The organism is Mesocryomonas lacus (assembly GCF_055730135.2).
Map to the genome: position 1 here is coordinate 36,065 of NZ_JBUZWE020000006.1, position 26,830 is coordinate 62,894.

General features: G+C 60.6%; 26 protein-coding genes and 2 pseudogenes. 20 read left to right on the top strand and 8 right to left on the bottom strand.

Annotation, left to right across the window (positions count from 1 at the left end; all coding sequences use genetic code 11):
• Positions 1 to 85: 85 nt before the first annotated feature.
• The 3 genes from ACZLZY_RS11005 to ACZLZY_RS11015 all read left to right on the top strand — a co-directional run bounded on the left by ACZLZY_RS11005 (position 86) and on the right by ACZLZY_RS11015 (position 2,531).
• Positions 86 to 955, top strand: coding sequence for an alpha/beta fold hydrolase (locus tag ACZLZY_RS11005; protein ID WP_472933949.1), 870 nt, complete (start codon positions 86 to 88; stop codon positions 953 to 955).
• Positions 956 to 989: 34 nt separating this feature from the next.
• Positions 990 to 1,538, top strand: a complete 549-nt coding sequence (locus ACZLZY_RS11010; RefSeq protein ID WP_472933950.1) for a pyridoxamine 5'-phosphate oxidase family protein — start codon at positions 990 to 992, stop codon at positions 1,536 to 1,538.
• 492 nt (positions 1,539 to 2,030) lie between these two features.
• Positions 2,031 to 2,531 (top strand): nuclear transport factor 2 family protein, encoded by a 501-nt coding sequence (locus ACZLZY_RS11015; RefSeq protein ID WP_472933951.1) that lies wholly within the window; start codon positions 2,031 to 2,033, stop codon positions 2,529 to 2,531.
• A 167-nt stretch (positions 2,532 to 2,698) separates the two neighbouring features.
• On the opposite strand, the pseudogene ACZLZY_RS11020 reads toward ACZLZY_RS11015, so the two are convergent.
• The 3 genes and pseudogenes from ACZLZY_RS11020 to ACZLZY_RS11030 all read right to left on the bottom strand — a co-directional run bounded on the left by ACZLZY_RS11020 (position 2,699) and on the right by ACZLZY_RS11030 (position 6,299).
• A pseudogene (locus ACZLZY_RS11020) lies at positions 2,699 to 3,665 on the bottom strand (SDR family NAD(P)-dependent oxidoreductase).
• Between the two features lie 144 nt (positions 3,666 to 3,809).
• Positions 3,810 to 4,877 carry an NAD(P)H-dependent flavin oxidoreductase gene (locus ACZLZY_RS11025; RefSeq protein WP_472933952.1) on the bottom strand — a complete coding sequence of 356 codons (1,068 nt, stop codon included), beginning with the start codon at positions 4,875 to 4,877 and terminating at the stop codon, positions 3,810 to 3,812.
• 343 nt (positions 4,878 to 5,220) lie between these two features.
• Positions 5,221 to 6,299, bottom strand: a pseudogene (locus tag ACZLZY_RS11030) (IS630 family transposase).
• Between ACZLZY_RS11030 and ACZLZY_RS11035 the strand changes: the two are divergent.
• Complete coding sequence (locus ACZLZY_RS11035; protein WP_472933953.1) at positions 6,298 to 6,672, top strand: LysR substrate-binding domain-containing protein; 375 nt, start codon at positions 6,298 to 6,300, stop codon at positions 6,670 to 6,672. The pseudogene ACZLZY_RS11030 and the gene ACZLZY_RS11035 sit on opposite strands and share 2 nt — an antisense overlap.
• Before the next feature lie 57 nt (positions 6,673 to 6,729).
• On the opposite strand, the gene ACZLZY_RS11040 is transcribed toward ACZLZY_RS11035, so the two are convergent.
• The gene (locus ACZLZY_RS11040; RefSeq protein ID WP_472933954.1) at positions 6,730 to 7,101 is read right to left on the bottom strand and encodes a winged helix-turn-helix transcriptional regulator; all 372 of its coding nucleotides are present in this window, start codon (positions 7,099 to 7,101) and stop codon (positions 6,730 to 6,732) included.
• 86 nt (positions 7,102 to 7,187) lie between these two features.
• Here ACZLZY_RS11040 and ACZLZY_RS11045 point away from each other — a divergent pair, with 86 nt between their 5' ends.
• The 11 genes from ACZLZY_RS11045 to ACZLZY_RS11095 all read left to right on the top strand — a co-directional run bounded on the left by ACZLZY_RS11045 (position 7,188) and on the right by ACZLZY_RS11095 (position 17,906).
• Positions 7,188 to 7,937, top strand: a complete 750-nt coding sequence (locus ACZLZY_RS11045; protein ID WP_472933955.1) for an SDR family oxidoreductase — start codon at positions 7,188 to 7,190, stop codon at positions 7,935 to 7,937.
• Positions 7,938 to 8,014: 77 nt separating this feature from the next.
• Entirely contained in the window at positions 8,015 to 8,440 is a 426-nt protein-coding gene (locus ACZLZY_RS11050; protein ID WP_472933956.1) for a nuclear transport factor 2 family protein, read from the top strand.
• 117 nt (positions 8,441 to 8,557) lie between these two features.
• Entirely contained in the window at positions 8,558 to 9,559 is a 1,002-nt protein-coding gene (locus ACZLZY_RS11055) for an alpha/beta hydrolase (RefSeq protein WP_472933957.1), read from the top strand.
• Between the two features lie 101 nt (positions 9,560 to 9,660).
• The gene (locus tag ACZLZY_RS11060; protein WP_472933958.1) at positions 9,661 to 10,602 is read left to right on the top strand and encodes a DMT family transporter; all 942 of its coding nucleotides are present in this window, start codon (positions 9,661 to 9,663) and stop codon (positions 10,600 to 10,602) included.
• Between the two features lie 196 nt (positions 10,603 to 10,798).
• Positions 10,799 to 11,737, top strand: coding sequence for a LysR family transcriptional regulator (locus tag ACZLZY_RS11065; RefSeq protein ID WP_472933959.1), 939 nt, complete (start codon positions 10,799 to 10,801; stop codon positions 11,735 to 11,737).
• 271 nt (positions 11,738 to 12,008) lie between these two features.
• Positions 12,009 to 13,004 (top strand): zinc-dependent alcohol dehydrogenase family protein, encoded by a 996-nt coding sequence (locus ACZLZY_RS11070; protein WP_472933960.1) that lies wholly within the window; start codon positions 12,009 to 12,011, stop codon positions 13,002 to 13,004.
• 71 nt (positions 13,005 to 13,075) lie between these two features.
• Positions 13,076 to 13,372, top strand: a complete 297-nt coding sequence (locus ACZLZY_RS11075; RefSeq protein ID WP_472933961.1) for an antibiotic biosynthesis monooxygenase family protein — start codon at positions 13,076 to 13,078, stop codon at positions 13,370 to 13,372.
• Positions 13,373 to 13,530: 158 nt separating this feature from the next.
• Complete coding sequence (locus tag ACZLZY_RS11080) at positions 13,531 to 14,427, top strand: LysR family transcriptional regulator (protein ID WP_472933962.1); 897 nt, start codon at positions 13,531 to 13,533, stop codon at positions 14,425 to 14,427.
• Between the two features lie 104 nt (positions 14,428 to 14,531).
• On the top strand, positions 14,532 to 15,293 hold the full coding sequence (locus tag ACZLZY_RS11085; RefSeq protein WP_472933963.1) for an SDR family NAD(P)-dependent oxidoreductase: 762 nt from the start codon (positions 14,532 to 14,534) through the stop codon (positions 15,291 to 15,293).
• A gap of 727 nt (positions 15,294 to 16,020) precedes the next feature.
• Positions 16,021 to 16,533, top strand: a complete 513-nt coding sequence (locus tag ACZLZY_RS11090) for an SDR family NAD(P)-dependent oxidoreductase (RefSeq protein WP_472933964.1) — start codon at positions 16,021 to 16,023, stop codon at positions 16,531 to 16,533.
• On the top strand, positions 16,530 to 17,906 hold the full coding sequence (locus ACZLZY_RS11095; RefSeq protein ID WP_472933965.1) for an FAD-containing oxidoreductase: 1,377 nt from the start codon (positions 16,530 to 16,532) through the stop codon (positions 17,904 to 17,906). Before ACZLZY_RS11090 ends, ACZLZY_RS11095 begins: the two co-directional genes overlap by 4 nt.
• 309 nt (positions 17,907 to 18,215) lie before the next feature.
• Here the strand turns inward: ACZLZY_RS11095 and ACZLZY_RS11100 are convergent, their stop codons facing one another.
• On the bottom strand, positions 18,216 to 19,019 hold the full coding sequence (locus ACZLZY_RS11100; RefSeq protein WP_472933966.1) for an alpha/beta fold hydrolase: 804 nt from the start codon (positions 19,017 to 19,019) through the stop codon (positions 18,216 to 18,218).
• A gap of 27 nt (positions 19,020 to 19,046) precedes the next feature.
• Entirely contained in the window at positions 19,047 to 19,886 is an 840-nt protein-coding gene (locus ACZLZY_RS11105) for an oxidoreductase (protein ID WP_472933967.1), read from the bottom strand.
• 96 nt (positions 19,887 to 19,982) lie between these two features.
• Here ACZLZY_RS11105 and ACZLZY_RS11110 point away from each other — a divergent pair, with 96 nt between their 5' ends.
• On the top strand, positions 19,983 to 20,558 hold the full coding sequence (locus ACZLZY_RS11110) for a TetR/AcrR family transcriptional regulator (protein ID WP_472933968.1): 576 nt from the start codon (positions 19,983 to 19,985) through the stop codon (positions 20,556 to 20,558).
• A 376-nt stretch (positions 20,559 to 20,934) separates the two neighbouring features.
• Here ACZLZY_RS11110 and ACZLZY_RS11115 read toward each other — a convergent pair whose 3' ends face one another.
• Entirely contained in the window at positions 20,935 to 21,345 is a 411-nt protein-coding gene (locus ACZLZY_RS11115; protein WP_472933969.1) for an ester cyclase, read from the bottom strand.
• A gap of 352 nt (positions 21,346 to 21,697) precedes the next feature.
• Between ACZLZY_RS11115 and ACZLZY_RS11120 the strand changes: the two genes are divergently transcribed.
• The 4 genes from ACZLZY_RS11120 (at position 21,698) to ACZLZY_RS11135 (ending at position 24,799) form a co-directional block, all read left to right on the top strand.
• Complete coding sequence (locus ACZLZY_RS11120; RefSeq protein WP_472933970.1) at positions 21,698 to 22,816, top strand: hypothetical protein; 1,119 nt, start codon at positions 21,698 to 21,700, stop codon at positions 22,814 to 22,816.
• Positions 22,817 to 23,028: 212 nt separating this feature from the next.
• Positions 23,029 to 23,232, top strand: a complete 204-nt coding sequence (locus tag ACZLZY_RS11125; RefSeq protein WP_472933971.1) for a hypothetical protein — start codon at positions 23,029 to 23,031, stop codon at positions 23,230 to 23,232.
• Positions 23,233 to 23,401: 169 nt separating this feature from the next.
• The gene (locus tag ACZLZY_RS11130; RefSeq protein WP_472933972.1) at positions 23,402 to 24,211 is read left to right on the top strand and encodes a DUF2625 family protein; all 810 of its coding nucleotides are present in this window, start codon (positions 23,402 to 23,404) and stop codon (positions 24,209 to 24,211) included.
• Between the two features lie 72 nt (positions 24,212 to 24,283).
• A complete protein-coding gene (locus tag ACZLZY_RS11135) occupies positions 24,284 to 24,799 on the top strand; it encodes a hypothetical protein (protein ID WP_472933973.1) in 516 nt (171 codons plus the stop codon).
• A 508-nt stretch (positions 24,800 to 25,307) separates the two neighbouring features.
• Here the strand turns inward: ACZLZY_RS11135 and ACZLZY_RS11140 are convergent.
• Positions 25,308 to 26,552 carry a site-specific integrase gene (locus ACZLZY_RS11140; RefSeq protein ID WP_472933974.1) on the bottom strand — a complete coding sequence of 415 codons (1,245 nt, stop codon included), beginning with the start codon at positions 26,550 to 26,552 and terminating at the stop codon, positions 25,308 to 25,310.
• Positions 26,553 to 26,830 lie beyond the last annotated feature (278 nt).

Sequence of the window (26,830 nt, forward strand, 5' to 3'; positions counted from 1 at the left end):
CTGCAATCAAGCCTTCCATCGTCAACGCATTATGTCGAGATCTTAAATCTCCTAGATTTGGCGGGACAGATGAAAGGATCAATCGATGACGATCAGGTATGGGTTTCAGGAAGTCGGGGACGTCGACGTGTTCTACCGCGAGGCGGGGCCGAGCGACGCACCGGTGATATTGCTGCTGCACGGCTTTCCGACCGCGAGCCATATGTTTCGCGATCTGATCCCGCTCCTTGCGGGCAGCTTCCGGCTGATCGCGCCGGACCTGCCGGGCTTTGGACAGACCAAGGCGCCGCCGCGAGGCACGTTCGACTATACCTTCGACCGCCTTGCCGATGTGATCGAGGGATTTGCCGAAGCGTTGTCGCTCGATCGATATGCGCTCTACGTCTTCGACTACGGCGCGCCGGTGGGCTTGCGTCTGGCGATGCGCCATCCCGAACGGGTATCGGCGATCATCTCGCAGAACGGCAACGCCTATACGGATGGTTTCAGCGACGAATGGGGTCCCTGGGAGGCATATTGGCGCGAACCAAGCGCCGCCAACCGCGAAGCCTGCCGGCCTTCGCTGGCGCCGGAGACGATCCGCAACTGGCAATACGGGACCGGCGCCGATCCAGCGCTCCTGTCGCCCGATGGCTACGAGCTCGACATCGCCTACATGGCGCGGCCGGGGGCGGCGGAAATCCAGCTCGACCTCATCCTCGACTACCGCAGCAATGTCGCGCTCTATCCTGATTTCCAATCCTATTTCCGCGCGTATCGACCGCCGCTCCTGGCCGTCTGGGGACGGCACGACCCGGCATTCCTGCCGGCCGGCGCCGAGGCCTATCGGCGTGACCTGCCGGACGCGGAGATTCACCTGCTCGACGCCGGGCACTTCGCATTGGAAACGCATGCAAGCGAGATCGCGGCACTGATGCGTCGTTTCCTCAACGGCGTGACGGATCCCTCCGCCTGAATACTTGACAACTGCGGCTTCCAGGGAGGCAAGCATGGCCTACGGATTTCTCGACATCGCAGTGACGCCCGCCGTCCGCGCCGCGCAGGAAGCGAATGGCGCAACGCAGATGTGGCAGGATTTCAAAGGGCATCGCGCCTTCGACCGGTTCGATGAGCCCACGAAACGCTTCATCGAGGCGCGCGACAGCTTCTACCTCGCCTCCACATCGGAGACGGGCTGGCCCTATGTCCAGCACCGAGGCGGAGCGCGCGGCTTTCTCAAGGTCGTCGATGATGTCACGCTCGCTTTCGCCGACTATCGCGGCAACCGACAATACATCAGTCTCGGCAACTTTTCGGCCAACGACAAAGCAAGCCTTTTTCTCATGGACTACCCCAACAAAACGCGGCTCAAGATCTACGCGCGGGCGAAGGCCCACGCGCTGGATGACGACCCCGAATTGACGCGAAAGATTCTGGGAGACGCGGCGACTAGCCGTGCTGAGCGGATCATGACGCTGAGCCTTGAGAGCTTCGACTGGAACTGCCCGCAATATATCGTGCCACGGTTTACCGCTGACGAGATTGAGGGCGCGCTATAGCCTCTCCGAGCTCGCTTGGCGGAATTGGAAGCCGAGAACCAGTCGCTGCGGCAGCGATCGGTGCAGGATCCCTGCCCGGTAAACTTGCGCACTGTGTATGAAACGGGAGCCAGTCCCTCTGTTCCCATTGCAAGATAGGAAGGCAGCCAGGTCGACATCTCGCTTGGCTTCCCCCGGTTGCCTCCCGCCATCTTCCGCCCTCATCGACCGTCTCGCGGCAATATCTGGGAACCACTTGTGACAGAACTGTAAGCGCATCGAGACCTTTTACCCGATTTGTCGAAACTCGATCAGAAGCTCGCCGCCGACCGTTAGCCAAGCGCCATTTTGCAGTCAAAACGTCTGACGCTGTGTGTGTGTGGCGAAGGATTTCTGCAAGATACGCAGTCATTCTGGAAATAATACACTTACCAAATAGTAAGTACTAGACCCAATAGACAGGAAATTATATCGTGAGGATCGCAATTCTTTCCAGCACTCTAGAATAAAATAATGAATTTCTACAGACGATCTATCTTAACTGGCCTTGCGACATTCGCGGCGTTGCCTCTGGCGCAGCGAGTTCGTGCACAGGCGCCCGTTCCCTCAACGAACGAAGCGGTCATAAGAGAACTATACCGGGTAGCTGAGGCAACGAGTCTCGACGCAGAAAAATTCGTTTCTCTTTTCTGGGACGATGGATACTTTTTCGATGTTTCGTCAGGGCAGAAATGGGTCGGCCAAGAGGTTCGAGAGCCCGTCACGGGACTATTATTGGCCTATCCCGACATGCATCGTGAGCTGCTGAGGTTCCACTTCACGTCTGACGATGTGGTTGTGGTCGAGCTCAAGCTGCAAGGCACCCATAATGGTGACCTTCCCCTTCCCGACGGCGTCCTTAAAGCCACGGGCAGAAAGTTCGATGTGTTGTGCTGTGACATATGGAAACTCGAAAGTGGAAAAGTAAAATCGTTCCACTGCTATAATAATCTTGTCGCTACACTGAGAAGATGAGCCATCCGTGATATGGAAATGTGCACGACTACGGCGACGCTATGCAATGTTGTTTGTGGAGCTGCGCCCAGGAGTGGAGCCGGCAACGGGTTCGGTCACCGTTGGGGTCGAATTGACGAAAGACGTGTAAGGGAATTCTGGCGCCCTTCGGCCTTGGCCGCTCCTCCTCAGCGTTCGTTCACCAGTTCCACGCTCTTCTGCCACAGCGCCTGTGCGCGTGCGGGATCGACGGCGTAGGCGAACACTCCTTCGGCGACCGCATCCACCGGATCTTCGATGATCCGCGCGACGTGGCAATTCTCGCAGTAACGGCCGCCAACTTCTTCGGCATCGGCGATGAAGCCTGCCCATACCGTGGTCGCGGCACCTTGCGGGACCGTCTTGTACGCGAAGAGGGGTTCACCCTTCGCCGTGCGCTGCCTGTTCAGGTCGTCAAACATCTTGGACAGTGCCGCGGCGTCCATATGGCGGTCGAGTTCGGTCGGGATAACGCCGGGGTTGACCGCTACCGCACGCACGCCGCGCTCGCGATGACGACGGTCAAACTCTACGGCGAACAGGATCGTCGCCGTCTTGGAGCGGCCATAGGCAAGGCCTGTGTCGTAGCGCGTATGATCGTAGTTCGGATCGTCCAGGTCGATGTCGGCGAAGCGGTGCGCGGACGATCCGAGGACCACGAGCCGCCCCCCCCGATGCGATCAGCGGCGCGATCTGGTTGGTGAAAGCGAAATGGCCAAGGTGATTGGTGCCGAACTGGATCTCGAAGCCATCCTCCGTCCGGGAGAACGGCGTACTCGCAACACCCGCATTGTTGATGACGACGTCGAACGGCCTGCCGTCCTTCAGCAGCGAGTCGGCACAGGCGCGCACGCTTTTCAAGGATGCAAGGTCGAGTTCCACCACATCGATGCGTCCCTGCCCGTCAAGGTGGGCTGTAACCGCAGCCAGCGCGCGCTTCGCCTTCGCCACGTCACGGGCCGTGCCGACGACCTCCGCGCCGTGCTTGGCCAGCACGCGCGCCGTCTCGACACCCAATCCCGCCGATACTCCGGTGACCAATTTGCGTCGCCCGGAGAGATCGATTCCGGCGAGCACGTCGTCGGTCGTCGATGTTGCGTTGAATTGCTTGGTCATTCCTGTCTCCATCGTGACCGTCATTCCGATTGCACGACGGCAATCGAGGAAGCATATGAGAGGATCACTCCTGTCTGTACGCCAGACGCGCCCGCACCTTTGCCAGGAGGAGCGGTGGCTTGTGCCAGATCGCTGGCACGAGCCTTAAGACACTCGCGAATTGCGGCATTCATGCTCGAGTGTCCGGACCAGTTCGCCTGCCGGCATTGCCCGGACGAGCGGCGCACCTTGCCCAGCCCATTGCGCGCCGAAGCCGTACTCGCCGGCTGCCTTTGCTGCCGTGTTCAGCGCCTTGCCGGCGTCGTAAGCGATCGGGTAGCTTGGTGGCTGCAATCCGTCGAGCCGATCAGCCAGGGCCGTGAAGCGGTTGGCGAGCGAGCGCGCGGGCCGTCCGGAGATCAGCCGGGTCATCGTGGTATGCCAAGCGCCAGGGCCAGCAAGCGCATTGCGATAGCCGGGATCCGCGGCCGATTCCGGGCAGGCAATGAACGCCGTGCCAAGCTGCGCGGCCTCGGCACCGAGGGCGAGCGCGGCAGCAATCCCCGCACCATCCATGATGCCACCTGCTGCTATGATCGGAAGGCGCGTTCGTTTCACAAGCAGGCGAGTCAACGCGAAGGTGCCGAGGCCATCATCGGGCGCGTCGGCATCGAATATGCCGCGATGCCCGCCGGCCTCGATCCCCTGGGCCACGATCCCGTCCAGGCCAGCCGCCTCAATGGCCGCTGCCTCCTTCATGCTGGTCGCTGTCGCAATCAGATGTACGCCGCGTCCGCGGAGGGCGGCCAGAATTTCCGTTGGAGGCAAGCCGAAATGGAAGCTGACGACGGAGGGCGCCTCCTCCAACAGCATCGCCAGCATATCAGCATCGGCGGCCAAGCTCCGGTAGATCGGTCGCAATTCCCTGGGCGGGCGGACGCCGAACTCTGCGAAAAGGGGAGAGAGCGCTTTCAGCCACGCGGCGTCGCGAACCTGATCTGTTTCAGGTTCGGCATGCACGAACAGGTTGACGTTGAACGGCCGCTTCGTACGGGCCTTCAACTCGACAATCATGTCTCGGGCACTAGCGGCATCGGTGGCACCTACGCCGATCGAGCCGAGGCCACCCGCTTCGCACACCTCGGCAGCAAGCAATGGCGTTGACACTCCCGCCATGGGGGCCTGGATCAGCGGAACTCCGAGCTGAAATTGGCTGACGATGTTGGTATTCATGTTGCTCACACCTTGAGCTGTAATATTGAAATGCGCGTTGGAACCAGGAGCGTACTCTAGACACTCGTACAGAATGCCCTTGTGATGCAGGCATCAGGACAATATAGAGCGACCCGGCTAGCGGCGATAGAACCTACCTGAAGGTTAGTATAACCACGGATTCTCTATCACCCACGATCCGTCCCCAAGCACTTCGCAACCGGGCCGAACGCCATCGCACCGATCACTCTGTGAATTCTAGCAAAAGCCCGGCACGCCGTGTGCCGGCCTCGATTGGCAGCAGGCCAAGTCACTCGATCGGTTGTCGGAGGTGCCGTCGAATACAACGCCCCGCTCCGTAACCCTAGTGGATTGACTCCAACGTTTGGAACCCTCGGCATCGCGCGGCGATGATGGCATCGGGATCGGCGTGCCAGATGAAAGGTTTCGGGCTCTGGTTGTGTTCTGCCAAGAAGCGGTTGATGGCAGCCTGGAGGTCGACGATGGAGTGGAAGACGCCGTTCTTCAGGCGCCGCCGGGTGAGCCTGGCGAAGAAGCCCTCGACCGCATTCAGCCAGGAGCTGGAAGTGGGGGTGAAGTGGAAGGTCCAGCGGGGATGGCGCTCGAGCCACTGCCTGACCTTGACATGCTTGTGCGCTGTGTAATTGTCGAGGATGACGTGGACCACCTTGCCAGCCGGGATGTCCCGCTCCAGAGCGTTGAGAAACCGGATGAATTCCTGATGTCGGTGACGCTGCATGTTGCGGCCCGTCACCGTTCCGTCGAGGACGTTGAGCGCGGCAAAGAGGGTGGTCGTGCCGTGACGCTTATAGTCGTGGGTCATGGTGGCTCCGCGTCCCTTCTTCAGGGGCAGGCCCGGCTGGGTGCGGTCGAGCGCCTGGATCTGCGCCTTCTCGTCGATGCTGAGCACCACGGCATGGGCAGGCGGAGCGACGTAGAGGCCGACGACGTCGTGGAGCTTCTCGGCGAAGGCTGGATCGTTGGAGAGCTTGACGCTGCGCCAGCGGTGCGGCGCGAGGCCATGGGTCTTCCATATCTTCTGCACCGTCGAGACAGCGAGCCCGACCGAACCGGCCATCGCCCGCGCCGTCCAGTGGGTCGCCTCGTGGGGCGGCGGCTTCAGCGTCATCGCAACGACGGCGGCCGTCCGATCCCCGGTGATCGGAAGCCTGCCGGGTGGCCGGGTCTTGTCGCGGAGCAGGCCGGCGACGCCCTCGGCCATGAACCGCTCCTGCCAGCGCCAGACCGTGGTCTTTGATGTGCCGGTTGCGGCCATGACGGCGTTCGTGCCGACGCCGTCCGCGCTCAAGAGGACAATCCGGGCGCGCCAGACATACTTCTGAGGAGTGTTGCGGTCTGCGGCGAGGGCTTCGAGAGCCTCACGATCCGCCGCATCAAGGAAATGGATATTCCTGTTCGCATGGCCAACCGTGGCATGCGTCAACCGCAATGGGAATCCACAAAAGGACTCATCCGTTCCGGTCAATCCACTAGAACCGCCTGGCGCTGCTCCGGGACGGAGGTGGGCGCCTGGTCCATCCTGTGGATCATCGATGCGCAAGTGATCTCAAGAACGCCGTTCGAAGGCCATGCGGCAGGCCCCGTCCAGCATCTTATGGTTGCCGACGATCTCGCGAGCGGTCGCCTCGTGCGCATCTTGCCGGACTATGTGGTGCGTCCGACCGAGATGTTCCTGGCCTACCCGTCCGTCAAATTCATGCGCCCGGCAGTCCGGGCCTTTGCCGAATTTGCCGTCGACCGCCTCCCGAAAATCGAAGGTGTCGATGCGCCTTGAGCATGGGATGAGGTCACTTTCGCCCGGTTTGCGCGCGCCCTCGTGCGCCGTCGGCTGTCACGACGATCGATGGGCGGGATCCTGATCAACCACGGGGGAGTCCAGCATCTCCTCGACGTGAACCCGGTGCGACGTCCCCCACGCGCACAGGGGCCGGAGTGCATCGACAAGCGTCTGGCCGAAAGGCGTCACGGTGTAGTCGACCTTCGGCGGCACTTCCCGGTAGTCGTGCCTGACCAGCACGCCGGCCCCGACCAGCTCGCGCAATTGTTGGATCAGCACCTTCTCGCTGATGCCGGTGACCAACCGCCGAAGGCCTCCGAACCGCTTCGGGCCGTGCCCGAGATGATACAGGATCAGCGGCTTCCACTTGCCGCCCATGACCGCCAGCGCGATGTCGAGGCCGCAATCGGGATCACTCGTGCTCATCGTGAAATCTCTCACTTACCTTTTGGTATGTACTATTTCCGATGTTAGCGCCTGTCTATATCGCCCTTATGAAAAAGGAGAAGACGATGGGCAGGCTCGACAACAAGATCGCAGTCATCACCGGTGCCAATAGCGGCATCGGACTGGCCAGCGCCAAACGTTTTGCGCAGGAGGGCGCGCGGGTGTTCATGACCGGACGCCGGCAGCGTGAACTCGACACCGCGGTGGCCGAGGTCGGCCACGGCGCCCAGGGAGTGCAGGGGGACATCGCCAACCTGGCCGATCTCGACAGGCTCTATGACGTTGTGCGGAAGGAAGCCGGCCGGATCGACGTGCTGTTTGCCAATGCCGGCGGCGGAAGGTTCGCCTCCCTCGCCGATATCACCGAGGAGGACTACGAAAGCACCTTTTCGACGAACGTCAAGGGAACGCTGTTCACCGTGCAGAAGGCGCTGCCGCTTCTCGTCGACGGGGCCTCGGTGATCCTCACCGGGTCTACGGCCGCCAGCACGGGCTCGCCGGCCTTCAGCGTCTACGGTGCCAGTAAGGCGGCGATCCGCAGTTTTGCCCGCGGCTGGATCCTCGACCTGGCACCCCGCCGGATCCGCGTGAACGTCCTCGTCCCGGGTCCCACCTCGACCCCGGGATTGCACGGTCTCTCCTCAACCGCGGAGGCAAAGCAGGCCTTCGTCGCGGCGATGGAAGCGCAGGTTCCGCTGGGGCGGATGGGGACACCCGACGAAACGGCTGCTGCGGCCCTCTTTCTGGCTTCCGACGAGAGCAGCTTCGTCAATGGCAGCGAGCTCTTCGCCGATGGCGGACAGGCGCAGATCTAGACCGGGCGTCGAGAAGGTTCGCGACCGTGCGAACGGGCGGCCGCGGAACCGCCAATCAAAAACCGAAAGGACAGGCCATGAGTGACAACGAGACGATCATTCGGGAGCTCTACGCCGTCGCGGAAGGAGACATGTTCAATATGAAGACGTTCGTTTCCACCTTCTCGGACGATGGATACATGACCGACATTCCCGCCGGGGCGACGCAGCGCGGCAAGGCCATCGGCGACTACATCGGCGCGCTCACCGCTGCTTTCCCGGATATTCACCGCGAACTGTTCCAAATCTACGTCACGGGAAACGTCGTCGTGGTCGAGCTTGCCATTCGCGGGACGCACAAGGGCGAGTTGGCGCTTCCTTCGGGAATTCTGGCACCGACGGGCCGGACGATCGACGTGCCGTGCTGCGACGTCTTCCATCTGGAGAACGGCAAGATTACCTCGTTCCACTGCTACAATGCGGCTTCCGTGATGCAGCAGCAGCTTGGCCTGGCCGGCACATAGGACCGCGCCTGCCTCTGGTGAGGCCGGCTGATCGACGCAAACAACGCAAGGGAGGATGTCGTTCATCCCTCCCTCCATCGTCTGCAGAGCGACGTCAGCCATCGAAAGGATCGAACCGTGACCGAACCAGACTTTCGCGGCGTCGCCGTGCCGAGACGCAGCCTTCCGTTACCTATCTCTATCAGCCCGGAGGCCAGGGCTGCCCTTGAACGCCTCATAGGCGAGGACGGAGTGCCGCTGAACGCGCTCTACCAGATGCCCTCGCCGGACGATCACGCAGCGTGGAACGCGATGAAGGCTGCTGTCGGCTCGCAATACGATCAGGCTGCGCGGGCCCTCGCAGCCACGCTGCGCTCCCCTGTCGAGACGATTGCGATGGGCGATGCTGTCATTCACGTGGCTCGTCCCGAAACGTCGGCTCATCCGGGCTGCGCGATGATCGACCTTCATGGTGGCGCCCTGGTCTTTGGCGGCGGCGATGCCTGCCGCGAAGGAGCGCGGATGCAGGCCGACCGGCATGGCATCCCCTGCTACAGCGTTGATTATCGAATGCCGCCGCAACACCCATACCCCTGCGCGCTGGACGACTGCCTGACGGCATACCGCTACGTCTTGGACCGCTACGACCCCACCAAAATCGTCGTCGCAGGTCGCTCAGCGGGTGGGAACCTCGCCGTTGCGCTGATGCTTCGCGCCAAGGCCGAGGGCCTGCAGGTCCCCGCCGGAATGGTCCTCCTCTCTCCGGAGGTCGACCTCACCGAGTCCGGAGACAGTTTTGAGGTCAACCGCTGGGTGGACGTTGTGCTCCCATCCTCCCTTGCTGCCGCAAACCGTCTCTACGCAGACGGAGCCGATCTTTCGGACCCATACCTCTCTCCGCTGTTTGGCGATCTAAGGGGGCTTCCCGAGACGTTCATTCAGTCGGGTACTCGGGACCTGTTTCTGTCCAACGCAGTTCGGCTGCACCGCGCGTTACGCAAAGTCGGCGTTGCGGCGGAACTGCACGTGTTCGAAGCCATGCCGCACGGGGGCTTCGGTGGTGGAACACCGGAGGATCTTGAGCTGGCAGCGGAGGTCGCGCGCTTCGTGCAAACGCTGTGGCACCAGCCACGGCTTTGAAGGCCAGCGGGGGAGATGTCGCTGCGCTCGGAGTGCTCTGACCAACGATCGTGAAGCTCTCGCGGTGCTGCGTCATTATTTGACTGGGAAGGAACTGAGCCATGGGTGATCTCACCTTGCAGATGTCCCTGCCGACGGCGCCCGAACCTCAACGTTTCTGGGAAAGACGGAGCACATGGACGCTTGTTGGCCTGTCGGCCATTCCCTTGTGGGCGACGTGGCCCCTCTTGGCGACGCTGTCCGGGCAGGTTCCGGCGCCCGACAGCCGCCTGCCAACCTTCGAGCTGCTCGCCATCGCCTTCGGCGCCGGTGCGCTGCTCCTTTTCGCTCTAGATCGGTCCCGCCCAGTCAAGGCTGCTGCCTCTCCAGGCCGGCTGTCGCAATGGGTAACGATCGCCATGGCGGTGGTCGGCTACCTCATCTCCAATGCTCTCTACGTGTTTGCGATGGACAGCATTCCGCCTGCACAAGCGAACCTGATCGCCTATCTCTGGCCCGTCATGATCGTGGTCATGGGCGGTGCGCTCGGGCTGATGTCGGTGACCTGGAGGCAAAGGCTCGGCGTCGCAATCGGGCTGGCCGGGGCCGCGCTGGTGATCGGCGGCAGCGGGTTCACCCTGTCGTGGACGGGCATCGGCTTGGCGCTGGGAAGTGGTCTCACCTGGGCGGCGTTCTGCCTGTTTCGCCTTTACGAGGGTAAGGACGCCAGCAACGTCCTGGCCAGCGGCTTTGCCGCTTCGGCAGTGCTCGGCGCCGTCCTGCACTTCGCGCTGGAGACGACGGTCGTGCCCTCCGTCAGCTCGCTGCTGCTGGCGCTCTTGGTCGGCATCCTGCCTCTGGCCTTGGGCGCCCTGGCCTGGGACAACGGCATTCGGCGCGGCGACAGGCGGCTGCTCGCCATCATGGCCTATGGGACGCCCTTGGCCGGGGCCCTGATTCTGATCGCCTGTGGCTTTGCCGTCCCGAGCATTGGCATCGTTGCCGGTGGTGCCTTGATTGTCGCCGCGGGGGCAATTTCGGCCTCGCGAGAGGTGGAGACTTGAGACGGGGCTCGCCCATTTTTGAAACACGGGTGGCGCAGCGCCCTCGAAAGAGCCAGGAACGTCAGCTTTAAGTCGCGCGGCAAAGGCAACAGCCTCGAACGCAACTTTTTCGGTGATGCTGGGTAGCCGTCACGATCACCGAGGCATTCAGACACCGTCCGCCCTATCGACGACCTCCAGCAGTTTGGATGAAGCCTTGGACTTCAGTGACTTGACCCTCTTTGTGCGCATTGCTCGATTGGGCAGCATCAGCGCAGCGGCACGCGACCTCAACCTGGCCCCCGCCGCAGCCAGCGCCCGGCTCCAGTCGTTTGAAAAACGTCTCGGCGCTCGCCTCCTTCACCGGACGACACGGATGGCGACCTTGACGGAGGACGGTCAGGCCTTCCTGCCGCACGCCGAGCACCTTCTGGACGCCGCCGACGTTGCGCGTGCCGCCCTGGGGCGCGAGCAAACGATGCCGACGGGTACGCTGAGGATCGCGGCCCCCTCCTCCTTCGCCCGGATGCATATCGTGCCCGGCCTCTCCGAGTTCACCGCCCGCTATCCAGCTCTCAAGCTCGACATGCGGCTCTCCGACAGCGTGGTCGATCTTGTCGAAGGAGCGTTCGACGTCGCGGTTCGCTATACCGAGCCCAGCGATTCATCTTTCGTGGCGAGGCGGCTCGCGCCCGATCGCCGTGTCCTTGTAGCATCGCCGGGATATCTCGAGCGCAAGGGTCACCCCCGTGACCCCGAGGATCTCGACACGCATACCTGCCTGGTCGTCGGCACCCTGGACCTTTGGACCTTCAGAGGGGCGAACGGGAAATCGATCGCCAAGCGGGTGACGCCGGCGCTGCGGATCAACGATGGCGGCGCGGTGTGCGACGCCGCCTGTGCCGGGCTTGGGGTCGCCCTCATGGCAACCTGGTGCGCGGCCGACGAGCTTCGGACCGGAGCGCTCGTCCCCATCCTTTCCGACTATCCCCTGGTGTCGACGCAGACCCTCTGGGCGCTCTATCCAAGCTACCGCGAACTGGCCCCTAAGGTCAGGGTTTTCATCGACTGGCTCGTCGCCCGGTTTGGCCCGGAGCCGTACTGGGACCGCGATTTGGCGGTTCGAGTGGATCGATCACAGGCATTGACGCGCTGAAAGTCTTCGCCTCCCGGCAAATGCCATCGTCAAATGAGAATTCGATCGTACAGCAGCTTCAAAAAATCCTTGAAGCTGCTTCGGCTTTCACCCGACTACTATCGGACAGCCTGGCAAGCCAAATAGGTCGAGAGGCATCGTCAGCCTCTGGACCGGCGGCACTCATAGCCTCGGAGACATGTCACCGAGATGTCCTCCGTCATGAGCCGTCAGAGACGTCGGGCATCTTCAAAGCTGCTTCGAACGTCGATCGCACCAAGGAGATTTCGCAATGACCGATACCATGAAGGCTATCGTGCTTGGCCGCTTCGGCGGCGCTGACGCGTTTGTGCTGCGCAACGTTCCCATACCGGCGGTCGGGCCGCGGCAGGTGCGGGTGCGTGTCCACGCAACCGCCGTCAATCCTCTCGACTACCAGATCCGCCGGGGCGACTATGCCGACTACGTGCCACTTCCCGCCATCATCGGCCATGACATTTCCGGGGTCGTTGAGGAGGTAGGATCGCATGTCAGCGAATTCGGCGTCGGGGACGAGGTCTATTACACGCCCAAGATTTTTGGTGGCCCCGGGTCCTATGCCGAGCAGCACGTCGCCGATGTCGAGCTTGTAGGCCGCAAGCCGCGCAACATCAGTCATCTGGAAGCGGCAAGCCTCACCCTCGTTGGTGGAACAGTGTGGGAATCCTTCGTCACGCGTGCCCAGCTCGCCGTCGGCGAGACCATTCTCATTCACGGCGGTGCCGGGGGCGTCGGCACCATCGCGATCCAGGTTGCGAAAGCGATGGGGGCACGGGTGATCACGACAGCGCGGAAGGACGACCACGCATTTGTCCGCGGCCTCGGGGCGGATGAGGTGATCGATTTTACCTCGGAGGACTATGTCGACGCCGTCTCGCAGTTGACCGGGGGGCAAGGGGTGAACGTCGTCTTCGACACCATCGGTGGGGACGCCCTCTCGAAAAGCCCACTGGCGCTGGCAGACATGGGGCGTGTCGTCAGCCTCGTCGACATCGCGCAGCCGCAGAACCTTGTCGAGGCCTGGGGCAAGAACGCCGCATACCATTTCGTCTTCACCCGCCAGAACAGAGGCAAGTTGGACGGACTGACGAACCTCGTCGAGCGCGGCCTCGTGAAGCCGGTGATCGGTGCGATCTTGCCGCTTGCCCGGATGAGCGAGGCCCATGAACTGCTCGAAAGCAAAGGGCCCCGACGGCTTCGCGGAAAGGTTGCGATCGACGTCACCGGAGAGACGGTCGTGCTCCCTTAAATTAGTTAGGCATTGCGCCGGCCGACCATCGGACCATCCCACGGTCGGCCGATCTATTCCGAGGACCTAAAATGATCACAGAACTCGTCGTCCTGCGCGTCAAGCCTGACGCTGGACCAGCCTTTGAAGCCGCCTTCGCTGGCGTCGCTCAACTTCTGGCGGACGCGGACGGGCACATCCGGCATCGCCTTGTTCCGGCGCTAGACCATGCCGATCTCTACCTCCTCGAGGTCGATTGGCGCGATCTCGCCGCCCATGTCGAGGTTTTCGAACCAGGCAGAGCCCATGCGCAATTCATGGCAGCCTTGGCACCGATGCTTGCAGATGAGCCGAGCGTGATCCACGTGCCTGCAAGATCTGCGGAGTAATCCGCTCGAACTCAAACTCCTCGACTGGATCACATCGTTCGGGACCGAGCGAGATCGACATCTTGCCTCGCATCTCGTCGTGTCGCGCCAGTAGAATCTCCCGTTCATGATAGCGCATGTAGGTCCGTTGGAGTTTAGCATCTGTGCTTAGGACGACGATGTCCGACCGGTATTATTCTGACCTTCGCGCGTTGCGCTCTATCATCGATCGCGGCAGTTTCGTCGCCGCTGCCAGAGAGCTTCGCGTGTCGCGCTCTGCACTCAGCGCGACGATTCGCCGATTGGAACGCAATGTCGGCGTCCAACTTCTGAATCGCACCACGCGCAGCGTCAGCCCTACGCCCGCGGGCGAACGCCTGGCCGCACGTTGCGGTTTGGCGTTCGAAGAAATCGAGGCAGCTCTGAGCGAAGCAGGCGCGATGAGTGGTGAAGTCGCTGGTCTGGTACGGGTTCATGCGCAACGCCTAGGATACGAACTCTTCTTACGGTCGTTCCTGCCTGAGTTCGTTCGCCGCTTCCCGCAGATCAGCGTGGAGGTTCAGATTGACGATGCTGGCGTGGACATCGTTTCCGAGCGGTTCGACGTAGGGATAAGGCTGGGCGAGTTGCTGGATCAGGATGTAATTGCCTTTCCACTGCAACCTAATGTACGGCAAATCGCCGTTGCGGCTCCGGCATATCTCAAGCAACACGGTGCGCCGCTTCATCCGCGCGAGCTTCGCGACCATCTCTGTATCTGCTTCCGGTGGCCAGGCCATGGAGCGTACAATTGGGAGTTTTGCGAAAACGGTGCGTGGTTCTCCGTGGCTGTAGCCGGTCCGTTGGCATTCAACGATCAGCGGGCAGCGCTCGATGCCGCGGTCGCGGGGGCCGGCATAGCATTTTGGCTGGAGAGCGAGGTGCAGACGCTCATCACTGCAGGGTGCCTTCTCCCCCTCTTGACGGAGTACTCTGCCACCTTTCCGGGCTTTGCGCTCTACTACACCCCGCATCGTCAGCGGTCGACTGCGGTGAAAACCTTCGTCGCCTCCTTGCGGGACGCAGGAAAGCCTTGAGCGATTGTAGCCTCACAGCAGGATAGCTCATCCAAAATTTGCGGTATTATGATCATGATGTGGCGGGCCTAAATAGTGTCTTCGACATCATAAGGAGCCTAGATATGAATACGATGAACACAGCAGGAGATTTCGTGGGCAAGGTCGCGATCGTCACTGGCGCCGCAAGTGGGATAGGCCGCGCTACCGTGGAGTTGCTTCACGCGCGTGGCGCATCGGTTGTCGCGGAGGACCGCAATCCCGAGGTCAATTCTCTTGCCCGACCCGGTATCTTCCCCCTCGTTGCCGACGTAGCAGAAGAAGGCGCCGCCCGAGAGGCCGTGGCCGCTGCGATTGAGCATTTCGGTCGGCTGGACATCCTCGTGAACAATGCGGGCATCATCATCAATAAGCTGGTGGTGGATATGACCCTCGACGACTGGGACCGCATCTTCGCGGTCAACATTCGGGGCGTGTTCCTGCACTCGCGTGAAGCCATGCGTGCGATGATTCCCAACGGGAGTGGGGCCATCATCAATGTAGGCTCGTATGCCTGCTTTCAAACTTTTCCCTCGATCGCGGCCTATGCCGCCTCGAAAGGTGCTCTTGCGCAGTTCACCCGGACGCTTGCCGTGGAGGCGATCGACCACGGCATTCGCGTGAATGCGGTGGGCTCGGGCGATACCGTGACCAATATCCTCAATCATATCCACGAGGACGGCCCCTCGGCGCTCGCCGATTTTGGCAAAAACGCACCGATCGGCCGGGCGGCTCAGCCAGAGGAAATCGCGAAAGTGATTGCCTTTCTTGCATCCGACGAAGCAAGCTTTATGGTCGGGTCGATTGCAATGGCCGATGGCGGCAAGAGCGTGGTACTGCCCGCGTGAGCGCCCGAGAAACGAGGCCAGACGTCCGACGTCGCGCAGGTAGTTGCGCTGCGTATCCGCCGAAAACCGGCGCATCGTCATGTCGGCGATCAGGCGCTGGCGCAATGGACTGACCGTGGCGGCGGGAATGATGGAGGTCGTCATGGGAAGGCTCCGTCTGGGTGAAGGAGCCAGGATCGGCCGCCCGCACCGGGCGACGCTCAATCAGCGCAGCGCGCTCATGTCAGTCCACCAACGACGAAGCCGCCGCCGTTCCCGTGGAAGCGGGTTCGTTCTTCCACCCAACGCAGCGTTTTAAGGTCCGACGTCATTGGGCTGAAAGCGGTCCTTCCGCTTCCGGGGCGATCTCTAAAAAAGCTGCCATTCCGCTGGAATCCCATCTGAGCCGATCAGTGCAGATCGTATATGGCCAGCAATTTGCTGTCGCTGAAAGGCGGGTCATCGTCAACGATGTTAACGGTTCGCTCCGTGGCATCATCGTAGATCAAAGCGCGAGGCCAAGTCTCCGAGATAGCTTTCTAGAAGCACTGTGTCGAACGGCTCTGTCAGATCGGTCGATGCACCTGCTCTGAGAATTGGCCCTGACTGAGAATGGCATCGACGTATGTACCGGCGTCGCCGATGCGGATGTATACTGCTGAAGCTTCTTTACCGACGCAAAACTGTGTTCTTGGATCCGTACGCCCCCTGAGCGCGGGGATCCCCTCTCTGCTGGAAGGCACCAGTCATGCTATCAAAGCTCAACCACGCCATAGTTACGGGCGCGTCGCCCCGCATCCGTGCCGCCTTCGCTGAACGCTTCGCTCGGCGGTACTACGACGTCGTTGTGATAGCGCGCAACGACGAACGGCTAGGGGAGCTTAAGGCTAGCCTCGCCAAGACAGGACGCTCGATCGAATTACTTGTCCTGGACCTGAGCGATCCGGCGGGCCTCAAGCGGACCGAAGATTGTCTTAGCGCCGATGACTCAGTGACCATGGTGGTCAACAACGCCGGGCCCGTGCAGTTCGGGACCCGACTCTTGGCTGCCGCCATGAGCGGGGCCGCAGTCGGCTACGCAGTGGGCTCGTCCTTGCTTCGGGCGGTGGCGGGCGTCGTCGGGGCGGTAATCGGTACCTTAGGCGGGGCGGCCGCCAGAGGTAGGCTTGCCGCAGCCATCCGGCGCGACCTGCCAGCCGCGCATGTAGAGGACGCGACTGCAATCCCCGGTGCCCTTCTGATCGTGTCGGCAGCCACATGACTCGTGCCTTCGATGCGATTATTATCGGGGCGGGCCAAGCCGGTCCCTCGCTCGCCGCCCGCCTTACTGAAGCGGGGCGGACAGTCGCACTGATTGAGCGCCACCTTGTCGGTGGTACGTGCGTGAACACCGGCTGTATGCCGACGAAGACGCTCGTCGCCAGCGCGAAGGTTGTGGCCATGGCTCGGCAGGCGGCGAAGTATGGCATCGCCTTGTCTGGCGAAGTCGCAGTCGACATGCCTTTCGTCCAAGCCCGCGCCGCCACGGTGTCGCGCAACGCCCGGGAGAGCAATGAAATCTGGCTGGAGAACATGGATCGGCTGACCCTGATCCGCGGCCATGCCCGCTTCCTCGACGCTCATACACTCGCTGTCGGGTCCGACAGGTTTACTGCTCCGTTGATCATCCTGAACGTCGGCGGCCGCGCCCACATGCCGGACCTGCCGGGCATCGGCGAGGTTCCAATAATGACGAACACCGACATGATCGCGCTGGACACGCTGCCGCGCCACCTCGTGGTGATTGGCGGCAGCTACATAGGACTGGAGTTCGCGCAGATGTACCGCCGCTTCGGAGCGGCCGTGACGGTGGTCGAAAAGGGACCACGCCTGGTTGCGCGGGAGGACGAAGACATCTCGGAAGCAGTACGGGTGATTCTCGAGACAGAGGGCGTCGAGGTCCGCACGTCCGCAGAATGCATTTCCTTCGCGCCTCATGTGGACGGCACCGCGGTCCGCGTGGATTGCCGCGCCGGCGCGCCGGAGGTCGTTGGAAGCCATGTTTTGGTGGCGGTCGGGCGGCGCCCGAACACCGACGATCTCGGCCTCGATGCGGCAGGCATTCGAACAGACGCTCGTGGCTACATTGAGGTGGATAATCGGCTGGAGACAAGCGTGCCGGGTATCTTCGCGCTCGGCGACTGCAACGGGCGCGGCGCTTTCACTCACACTGCTTACAACGACTACGAGATTCTCGCCGCCAATCTCCTGGATGGCGGAACGCGCAGCCTCGACCAGCGCATTCCCGCCTACGCGCTTTACATCGACCCACCACTCGGCCGTGTCGGCATGACAGAAGCGCAGGCTCGCACGAGCGGCCGGTCGCTTCTGTTTGCCAAGCGACCGATGAGCCGGGTGGGGCGAGCAGTCGAGAAAGGCGAAACGCAGGGCTTTATGAAACTCGTGGCCGACGCACAAACCCACCGAATCCTCGGTGCTGCAATTCTGGGAGTCGAAGGCGACGAGGCAATCCATAGCATCCTCAACGTAATGAACGCCGACCTCCCCTTTACGATCTTCCAACGTGCCGTGCCCATCCACCCCACGGTGTCTGAACTCATCCCAACGCTCGTAAGCGACCTCCGCCCCGGCTGAAACGTGGCCTTGGAAAAAAGAATATCCGCTTTTCTCTGTCTGAGTCCAACAGCGGACAGACCTAATCCACCCCGTCCGGAAATGATTTCCGATACCGCAGTGGGCCGAAAGCGGCCCGTCCGCTTCTGAGTTACCGTCGCTGATAGCGGCCCTTCCGTATAAGTCTCTCTAAGGTCGTTCTCGGCTCCGAACGGTCAACCCGAAAGCGGCCGTTCGATCTGCTGCCTTTCGGCCGTCTGCGCTTTCTGAGGCAGGATACCACCCCAACCAACGGAGCGCTGTCGTATTGATTTCAGGCCCTCCAGCGGGTCATCGCTTGCCAACCATGCCAAGGAAGTTTTTGAGAACGACGTTGAAAGCCACGGGTGCCTCAAACGGCGGAAAGTGACCTAGGCCTTCCATCTCATGTAACTCGGCACCGGGGATGAGGGCGGCTATCCGCTGCCCTGCTGCCATTGGAGCGTTGATATCCTTGCCTCCCACCACCACGAGGGTCGGGCAGAAGATCGAAGGAAGTTGAGCCTCCAGATCGAGATCCGCGATCAAATCCCAGATCGACGCGTGAAAGTCCGGGGATTGGAACAAAAGGCTTCTCGTGGCCCGGTCAAGCATATCCGGACGCCGAGCACGGAAGTCTGGGGTGAACCACCGCTCGTTCGAAAGCTTTGCGATCTTCGCCATCCCATCGGCACTGGCAACCCGGGCACGCTCGCGTAGCGCGCGTCGGACGGCGTCAGGGAAAGTGCAAAGCGTGGCGACCAGCGATAGGGAGCATACGAGGTCTGGACGTCGCAAAGCCAAAGTCTGCGCGATCATGCCACCAAACGATATACCCACCAGATGAACGGGCCCGGCAGCCAGATGAGCAATCTGTGCCTCCACCGCAGCGGTCATCGCGTCGAAGCTGGGCTTGACGGCAAGACCTCCCGACAATCCGTGCCCCGGGAGGTCGAGAGCGACGACATCGTAGTCGCGCCCGAACTCCTCCACTTGCGCACTCCACCACGTCAGGTCCAAGCCGACCGCGTGGAGAAACACGAGAGGCGTTCCTCCAACGGGCCCCGCCCGCACGAAATTGATCTCGCAGACACCGTCGACTGTTATAATGGGCATGGCCGCTTCTCCGATGTGAGCGCGGGTCTATGCCGCGAAGTTGGTGGAACGCGAGAGGGTATCCCAAACGGTGAGTTCCGCTTTCATGGCATCCAGCTTGGCGTCTACTAAGGACAGGGCATCCCCACCCAGGAATAGCCGCACCGGCGGGTCCTTTGCCTCGACCAACTCCAGCAAGGCCTTCGCTGCCCTTGCCGGATCGCCGGGCTGGTTGCCGCTCTTGGCTTGCCGGGCGGCGCGTATTGGATCCATCACCGCGTCGTAGTCCGGAATACTCCGGGGCGTCCGGTCCATCGAGCGCCCTGCCCAGTCGGTGCGGAACTGGCCGGGTGCAAGGGCGGTGACACTGATGCCAAAGCTTGCCACCTCCTTACCCAGCGCCTCGGAAATGTCTTCCAAGGCAAACTTGCTGCCGCAGTAGAAGGTGATGCCCGGCATGGTGATGAAGCCGCCCATCGAGGTGACGTTGAAGATATGCCCCCGACGACGTTCGCGCATGCCCGGCAGAACTGCCTTGATCATCGCTACCGGTCCAAACACGTTGGCGGCAAATTGGCGCTGGAGATCGTCGACAGACGACTCTTCAAGAACTCCCTCGTGACCGTACCCGGCATTGTTCACCAGGACGTCGATCGGACCGACCTGGCGCTCGGCATCAGTGACAGCTTCCGGAACCGCGTCGTAGTCGGTCACGTCGAGGACCAGCGGATGGGCCCGCCCGGGCGCGAACGAAGCGAAGGCATCCGCGTCGGCGCCTCGGCGCACGGTACCAATCACTTTATGGCCGGCCTGAAGGGCGCCACGGGCGAAGGCTTGGCCAAGGCCGGAGCTGACACCGGTGATGAGAAATGTCTTTGAAGCGGACATGGAATCTCCATTGATATTCGAGATTATATCAAGATATAAAATTATATGACCAGTGACAAGACCCACCCACCGCAGAAACCATCCACACGAGAGCGAGTGCTGGACGCCGCCGAACGACTTCTCGTCCGGGGCAATGCAGCCTTCTCCATGAGAGACCTTGCGACCGAGGCGGAGCTGAGCTTCGCCACGCCGTTCAACCAGTTTGGCAACAAAGCCGCCATAATGCTGGCGCTGTCGAAACGCCGGATCGATCTCATGCAGGAGCGGTTGGTCCGGGACCTGCCCCATGGAACCGTGGCTGCCCGTGTCCTCGCAACCGTGGATGTCGCCGTCTCCGTCATGCTGGAAGCGCCGGGGGTGAACCGGGTCGTGATGGGGACGATCGGCGCACCTAGCGAGGAGCCTGGCGACATCTCTTCGCAATCGAGAGCGCTGTGGGCCGAAGCCCTTGGCGATGGCCGCGGTCTCATCGATGCAACGCGTGACCTGGCGCTCAGCTTTCTTCCGGACCAGTTGGCTATCGCCTTTAGAGGTTCACTATCTTTCTGGACAGCGGGGGAGTACGACGACCGGACCCTTCGCCTGCGATCGCGCACCGCCGCGGCCATTTTGCTTCTCGGCTTCGTCAACGCCGAAGAACGCAAGAAACTGCTGGCAATCCTCGCAGGATGACATGCCCGTTACCTGAACGGCTGAGCTGTGTCGCCGAGACGGCCCGGCCTGCGCCGGCGGAACAGGCTGTTTGCCCTTAATCAGGCGCCGTGACCCGCCACTCGGAGGGTCGACGCCGTCACCGTGTGGGAAACATCTTCTCGCGTTGGTCCACTTACCTAAGCTGACTTCGAAAGCTGACCGACGGCCTTCCACCCGGTCGAGCCGATTGGCGCAGAGGAAGCAGACGCCTGAACAGCGCCTTCCGCTCTCGACCCCACGCAGCCACAGATGGGACTGGCGAGATCACGCTGAAGCGGCTGGCGAGATAACGCTGAAGCGGACGGTCAGAGCTTCAAACAGAATACAAGGAAATTTATTCGAAAACGAGAATTCCCTAGCCGTCGATCTGGGCTTCAATCGCGGATTTATCCACGATCGACCATACTGAAACGATCTTTGTTTCTCTGAACGCATAGAAGACGTTTTCCGTGAAAGAGACTTTACGGCCACCAATTTTCAAGCCAAGAAAACCGTCTTTCGGGGTGCAATTGAACATCAATCGAGCAGCAACGCGAGGGGCGCTAGTGACCAGAAAATCGATCTGAAAATGGAGATTAGGAATGTCTCGAAAGTCCTTCATCAGCATTTCTCGATACCCAGCAAGGCCGAGTGGACGACCGTTGTGCTCGACGTTGTCATTGACGAAGCGTTCGAGATCAGACCAATCCTGTCGGTTCAAACACTCGATGTAGAGGCGGTAGATTTCAGAAAGCTCGGCGTTAGATGAAGCCTCGTTTTTCGGCATTTTGACCTGCTATCAATGAACCGTTGAATTCAAACTTAACCAATTTGAAACCACGAGCCCTCATCCGCGAAATCTGAAACGGAATTGAGATTTCGGTTTCAAATGGTGAACGCCGGCTTGAGAGCGGCAGCTAGTGGCTTCCTATGGTTCTACACCAGCCCTCCCGCTTTCTACCCAAGCTGCAAATAATTTCCTACTCCCCAATAAGCCGAAAGCCGACTGTCAGCTTTCGGGCGTACACGAGAAAAGCCGCCACTCCGCAATCGACCCTTCTGAGACCATGCGGCTATTGACCGACGATCCCAAAAGCCGACCTTCAACTGAGAAGTCGTATGCTCGGAGCGCAATAGTGATGGATGATGCACAAAGCCTGAGGGCCGCATACGCACTTGGCCCCGATCGGTTCTGCATTGCAATTAACGAGATGCAGCCGGACGATCCGTTTTCCATCGTGCTTCTCTTCGACGGAAGCCTCGACCAGCCATGGGGGCGCGTCGACGTCCGACGCAACGTCGTCGACTTGGCCCCGCCCTCCCATCCAGGTGGGCGGGGCTGCGCAGGCGTCAGCGACGAAGGTGACGTCTACGACTTCGATACTACCGTGGCCGCTCCGGTTGCGACGAAGATCCCAGGTGCAGGCGTCTATAGCGAGGATGCAGATGGTTCAGGACCGATCACCGGCCTGGCGACCCTCGCCGGTCGCCTCCACGCGTTTGGCACGTCGGGACAGTTCTACCAGCGGTCGGACAACGGGATGTGGCAGAGGCTCCCGGTCGAAGCGAAGACGGTCGCCCATCGGGGGAAGATATCCGGGATAGCGCAGGCCGACGACAGCTCGGCACTCATGGTCGGAACGATCGAGCCCGGCTTTTGGGAGCCGCCAGAGGAGATAGAGCGGGAACAGCTTGAAGCCGCAAAGGCTGGCGATCTCGAACGCTTCGAGATCCTCAGTCGCCAGGCAGAGGAATGGGCTGCCAAGGCCGGACTGGCCGGGGTGAACACAGGCTTCGCAGCGATAAAGGGCAAGGCTGGATGGAGCCGGATCGACATCAGGACACAGGCCGAACTCATGGACGTCCTGTGGGATAGGAACTGGTTCTGGGCGGTCGGCTCCGCCGGCACCGTCCTGAAGGTCGACACGGCAGGCAAGGTCGAGAACCTTACCGCCGAGGCAGATCGGTTTCACAACCTCACTAGCATCACCGGTTTGAACGGGAAGATCGTCTTGAGCTCAGACTCCGCCCTGTACGAATGGAGCGGATCCGGCCTGATCCCATTCGAGCCAGCCCTGCCGGTCGAGGTCTCTGCCACAGCGCAGCCGATCCGAGTGCAGGGCGTCGCCGACACGCTGTTCGTGTTTGACGCGAAGCATGGCGTTTATCGCTTGTCCGACACACGATGGCAGCACATAGCGATCCCTTCCGAACTTCTGGAGCAGGAGTTCCCAGGCTTGCGTCAGCTTTCTCCGTAGGTGACCGAAAAAGCAGCATCAGGTAGCAAAAGCCACCAACTCCGATCCATTCGAAACGTCATGGTATGCCCTCAGGTTGTTTGCCGATCCTCCGCGTCCGCAATGCTAAAAGGGAATGCTGCCGTACACTGGTCTTATTGCACTAGTTCCGCGACCGTGTTGCGGCAGCTACACGCAGCGCAGCCCTTCAGCTACATCTTGGTGGTATGTGAATGTCCCGTGTCGTCCTTAAAGCAATCGGCATCGTCTCGGTCGCCTTGGCCGTTTTTCTAATCCCCGTCAGCTTCATGGCGGGCAACCCCGCCGTTTTGGGCGCCGCCTTCGGAGGTTTGCTTTCCGGTGCTTTGCTGGTCGGCTTCGCTCGGGTCATCGCGCTGTTGGAGCAGATCGCCGAGAATACGCGACGTCCTGATTGATGTCGGTCGGCTGGAACTAGGCGTCCGCTCGGATCGAGGAGCCAAGGTTGGCTTTTGGACGGCTTCGGCGAGGCGTGAGTTGCTGTCCGCTGCTGGCTTTTGATACCTAAAGCTGCGAAAAAGAGGGTCGTCGTCTTCCCACCCGGTCGAGCCGATCGGCGCCTGGGAAGTGGACGCTCCGGAACTCGGCCTTCTGTTTCAATCCATCGAAGCTGCGAGCGCTCATTTTCCCGACACCCGAAAGCAGCCAATGCCATTGCAGCGCGATCAGGTTCGACGATGTATGGAGCTTGATGATCGAAGACAGGAAGTGGCTCTGGATATCAGCGACCTGGTCGACAGCGAGGACCCTGGGATCGTTCTCCTGCGAGAGTGGGCCGTGCGCTCCGCTGCCGGCCCCACCGTTATTCTGGAACGTGACCCGGACCTCGCGGAAAGGACGCTCCTTCACCTTAGTGTCTCCACCCGTTCGATCCTTGGGGCAATAGCCTTCGAAACAGGAGGGGTGTCGGTCGCTGGCGGTCTGATCCGCCTGTGGGGCTCGGGGCCGAAGCGCTCGCTGCTCCAGGCCAATCAAGCAGCCGCGACTGCTGCAGGCCGTGGACTGTCCGATATTCTACTGGTCGGCGACGATGCGTTCGGCGGCCTCTTCGCATTGAACGGCGGCGGGTTCGGAGCCGAGGACCGTGGCGAGATTTTTCATCTCCCTGCCGACGACCAGCGCTGGGCGTCGCTTGATGTTGGCCACTCGGACTTCGTCGCATGGTGCCTCGGCGGCGATCTCGACCTCCTCTACGGCGAAAACACGCACGCTGGGCGTATGGGCTGTGAAACGAAGCCGTCATTCGAACACGTGCTCATGGTCTTCCCCTTCGCCTGGACGCCGGAGGGGCAGGCGAACAACATCTCCATCCGCCAGATCGACGCCGATGAGCATTTGCGCCTGCGGATCGAGATGTCTGGCTTTGAAAGAGAATGAACCGAGCCACTCCCTTGGTGGTGGTGAAGTCGTAGACATCCGGCTCATTTGTGAAGCGGAAGCGAAATCGGCATGTTCGTGAATGCCAACGCCATCGTTCCGATGCTGAAGATCCTAGCTATCTTCATCGTAATGGGCGTTTGTCTTACCTTCGCGCATGGCATCTGGCTCGCACGATTGGCGCGTGCGCAGGACCTTCCAACCCGATCGCAGGCAGGCCGCGTTGCCATCGTCTGCCTTGCTGCCCTGACGCCCCTCGTTTCCTACTATGTCGTAGGCGCCGCACGGCGCATAGCATCGGCACGGCGCGGCAGACCTGCGAGCCTCTTCCCCGTCGTGCCGCTTGTGCTGTTCGCGGCTTCGGGCATCGCAGTCGTCATAGCGGCAGTGCCTCTAAACGACTTTCAGCCGATGGATGGCGACCTTTGGCTGTTCGTTTCGAGCAGACTCATCTGGATCGGGCTGTGGGTTCTCGTCATCTACATGATTGTCCGAGTCTTCTCGGGCGTCACCTTCCTGCGATCGGTCGCGCTTACGCTGGCTTTGATGGCGCTGACGGTCGGCATCATCGTCATGCCATTCCCATAGGCGTGGTCCGGACCGCTTAGTGCTACCGCAACGTCTGCTTTATGCGTCCCGCCATCTGAAGCGGACCATCCGCCTTCCGCCCAATTCGGCTACAAACCGGCCGGCGAGACTGGGCGCAAAGCTGCCGTTCGTATTTGGCAACCGGAAAATTAACTGGAATGAACTGGTGGCGAATGACCACTTTTGCCACGAGTTGTTCTGGCCGGATTGCCGGCGCGGTGCAACAAGCTTTCTTACCGCGAATAGTCTAAGTTTGATGATGATTTCACGATTTCGGTGCACAGAAAAACCAATGCCATTCTTGTGGAAATAACTCGTTCACTGAATAAGGCCGCTGAGGGTGTAGCGTGAGAAGGCAGTTTTTAAAACAAATCGCTCGAGTAGCCCGGCGATCTAATTGCACTTGTTACATCGATTTTCTGTTGAACCAGCTTGAAAAACACCGGATTTGAGCCTTAAATTGCTTTAAACTGATCTAAACGGTTATTTTTCAGGATTTGGCCGAAAATCACGAGTAGGCCATCAGTTCCATTACTCTAGTACTAATGGACTCGGCAGCCAACTTCAACGCTTCATCAGGACGGTGCACATATCGAGATGTGACACCACGGCCGGCGTGTCCCAATAATCCAGCGATTGTCGAGTCGGAGTATCCCAAGTTAGAAGCGAGCGATGCAAAAGTATGCCGGAGCGTGTGACTTGAAGCTCGATCGACGCCGGCAGCCGCCAAGATCAATGCTCCCTGGCGCTTTGTCCCCTGATACCAACCAGTGCCGCGAGACGTCGGAAATACAAATTCCGACCCAACCTCCCTTCCCTGATCTCTGAGTTTGCAAATCACGGCGTCACTAACTGGGCGCATGCTACGACCCGTTTTACTGTCTGCGAGCCGAAGGCAACCATCCTGAAAATCAATCTCGCTCCAGCGCAATCCGGCGATCTCGTTTAGCCGACAGCCGGTCAGCGCCAGCAGCTCCACGATTGTCAATGCAAATGGATGAAACTCCCTAGGTTCGTCCGAGCTACGCTGTAAAAACCTCCCGAGCATCGTGATCTCTTCGTTCGAAAGATACCGATCTCTCGGCTCACTGCGATGCCGGCGAACCCCGTGAACAGGATTCGCACTGACGTAGCCATCATCCACAGCCCAAGCCATAATTCCCGATAAGAGATCCGCAACCCTCGCAGCAGCCGTTGCCCCTCCTTTGACAATTGCCCTGCCACGTTTGTTTTGAGTTTTTTCATCTACCGCCGTTTTTCCGGCCGAAATATCAGAAATCATTTGCCGGACTATACGCTTGTCTAAAGCTGAGACGGCTGTTTTTCCGATTAACGGCTTGATGTGGCGATCTATTCTTCCTCGATCATCCCGAAGTGTGCTAGGCTTTTTCGGTCGTTTGAATCGCGTTAATACTAGGCCTGCATTTGCCGCATCCATGTAGCGATCACATAAGTCTGCGACGGAAGTCGGTATAACTGATTGGACATCATTTTTTTCTTGTCCTGGATCTCTGCCTTCAGCAATGTGCCCAAGAAGTCTGCGTGCTTCGGCCCGTGCATTTTCTACCGTCCAGGGCGCACCGAAGCGGCCGATCGTGAACCATCGACCACGACCAGCTTTGCTGAACTTCAGAATGAACACCGGAAACTGGCGCTGCCGGCGAACTCCAAAGCCGGTTACGCTTCCCCGCCCCTGATCCCAAATGATCGAGTTGGGCATGGCGGTTTCAACATCCCTTTTCGTGATCGGCACTTACATCTCCTAGCTACGAGCTAGCTACTAGGGTAACAGGCAGGCAGGAGAGCTTCAAGGGAATGGAGTAGTAGTTTTCATAACGATTATAGTAGGATAAGGGAACAGCGAGAGGTTCCGGGCATATCCGATACAACGTTCACACCGAGGGGGTCCACAGTTCGATCCTGTGCGCGACCACCATTTGCCCCCCAAGTTCTGACAGGGTTTTGACGTCGGTCTAAGGCTTGCGTCCAGCCGAACTGGCAGTTCATGCCGTGGCAGGCAGAGCGGTTGGC

Excerpts from the sequence above, each read along its gene's own strand:
- ACZLZY_RS11005 (WP_472933949.1), top strand. The coding sequence starts at position 86 with ATGACGATCAGGTATGGGTTTCAGGAAGTCGGGGACGTCGACGTGTTC.
- ACZLZY_RS11075 (WP_472933961.1), top strand. The coding sequence starts at position 13,076 with ATGATCACAGAACTCGTCGTCCTGCGCGTCAAGCCTGACGCTGGACCA.
- ACZLZY_RS11105 (WP_472933967.1), bottom strand. The coding sequence starts at position 19,886 with ATGTCCGCTTCAAAGACATTTCTCATCACCGGTGTCAGCTCCGGCCTT.
- ACZLZY_RS11040 (WP_472933954.1), bottom strand. The coding sequence starts at position 7,101 with ATGAGCACGAGTGATCCCGATTGCGGCCTCGACATCGCGCTGGCGGTC.
- ACZLZY_RS11010 (WP_472933950.1), top strand. The coding sequence starts at position 990 with ATGGCCTACGGATTTCTCGACATCGCAGTGACGCCCGCCGTCCGCGCC.
- ACZLZY_RS11050 (WP_472933956.1), top strand. The coding sequence starts at position 8,015 with ATGAGTGACAACGAGACGATCATTCGGGAGCTCTACGCCGTCGCGGAA.
- ACZLZY_RS11090 (WP_472933964.1), top strand. The coding sequence starts at position 16,021 with ATGCTATCAAAGCTCAACCACGCCATAGTTACGGGCGCGTCGCCCCGC.
- ACZLZY_RS11035 (WP_472933953.1), top strand. The coding sequence starts at position 6,298 with ATGGCCAACCGTGGCATGCGTCAACCGCAATGGGAATCCACAAAAGGA.
- ACZLZY_RS11100 (WP_472933966.1), bottom strand. The coding sequence starts at position 19,019 with ATGCCCATTATAACAGTCGACGGTGTCTGCGAGATCAATTTCGTGCGG.
- ACZLZY_RS11080 (WP_472933962.1), top strand. The coding sequence starts at position 13,531 with ATGTCCGACCGGTATTATTCTGACCTTCGCGCGTTGCGCTCTATCATC.
- ACZLZY_RS11015 (WP_472933951.1), top strand. The coding sequence starts at position 2,031 with ATGAATTTCTACAGACGATCTATCTTAACTGGCCTTGCGACATTCGCG.
- ACZLZY_RS11135 (WP_472933973.1), top strand. The coding sequence starts at position 24,284 with ATGTTCGTGAATGCCAACGCCATCGTTCCGATGCTGAAGATCCTAGCT.
- ACZLZY_RS11085 (WP_472933963.1), top strand. The coding sequence starts at position 14,532 with ATGAATACGATGAACACAGCAGGAGATTTCGTGGGCAAGGTCGCGATC.
- ACZLZY_RS11125 (WP_472933971.1), top strand. The coding sequence starts at position 23,029 with ATGTCCCGTGTCGTCCTTAAAGCAATCGGCATCGTCTCGGTCGCCTTG.
- ACZLZY_RS11045 (WP_472933955.1), top strand. The coding sequence starts at position 7,188 with ATGGGCAGGCTCGACAACAAGATCGCAGTCATCACCGGTGCCAATAGC.
- ACZLZY_RS11115 (WP_472933969.1), bottom strand. The coding sequence starts at position 21,345 with ATGCCGAAAAACGAGGCTTCATCTAACGCCGAGCTTTCTGAAATCTAC.
- ACZLZY_RS11025 (WP_472933952.1), bottom strand. The coding sequence starts at position 4,877 with ATGAATACCAACATCGTCAGCCAATTTCAGCTCGGAGTTCCGCTGATC.
- ACZLZY_RS11120 (WP_472933970.1), top strand. The coding sequence starts at position 21,698 with ATGGATGATGCACAAAGCCTGAGGGCCGCATACGCACTTGGCCCCGAT.
- ACZLZY_RS11060 (WP_472933958.1), top strand. The coding sequence starts at position 9,661 with ATGGGTGATCTCACCTTGCAGATGTCCCTGCCGACGGCGCCCGAACCT.
- ACZLZY_RS11070 (WP_472933960.1), top strand. The coding sequence starts at position 12,009 with ATGACCGATACCATGAAGGCTATCGTGCTTGGCCGCTTCGGCGGCGCT.
- ACZLZY_RS11095 (WP_472933965.1), top strand. The coding sequence starts at position 16,530 with ATGACTCGTGCCTTCGATGCGATTATTATCGGGGCGGGCCAAGCCGGT.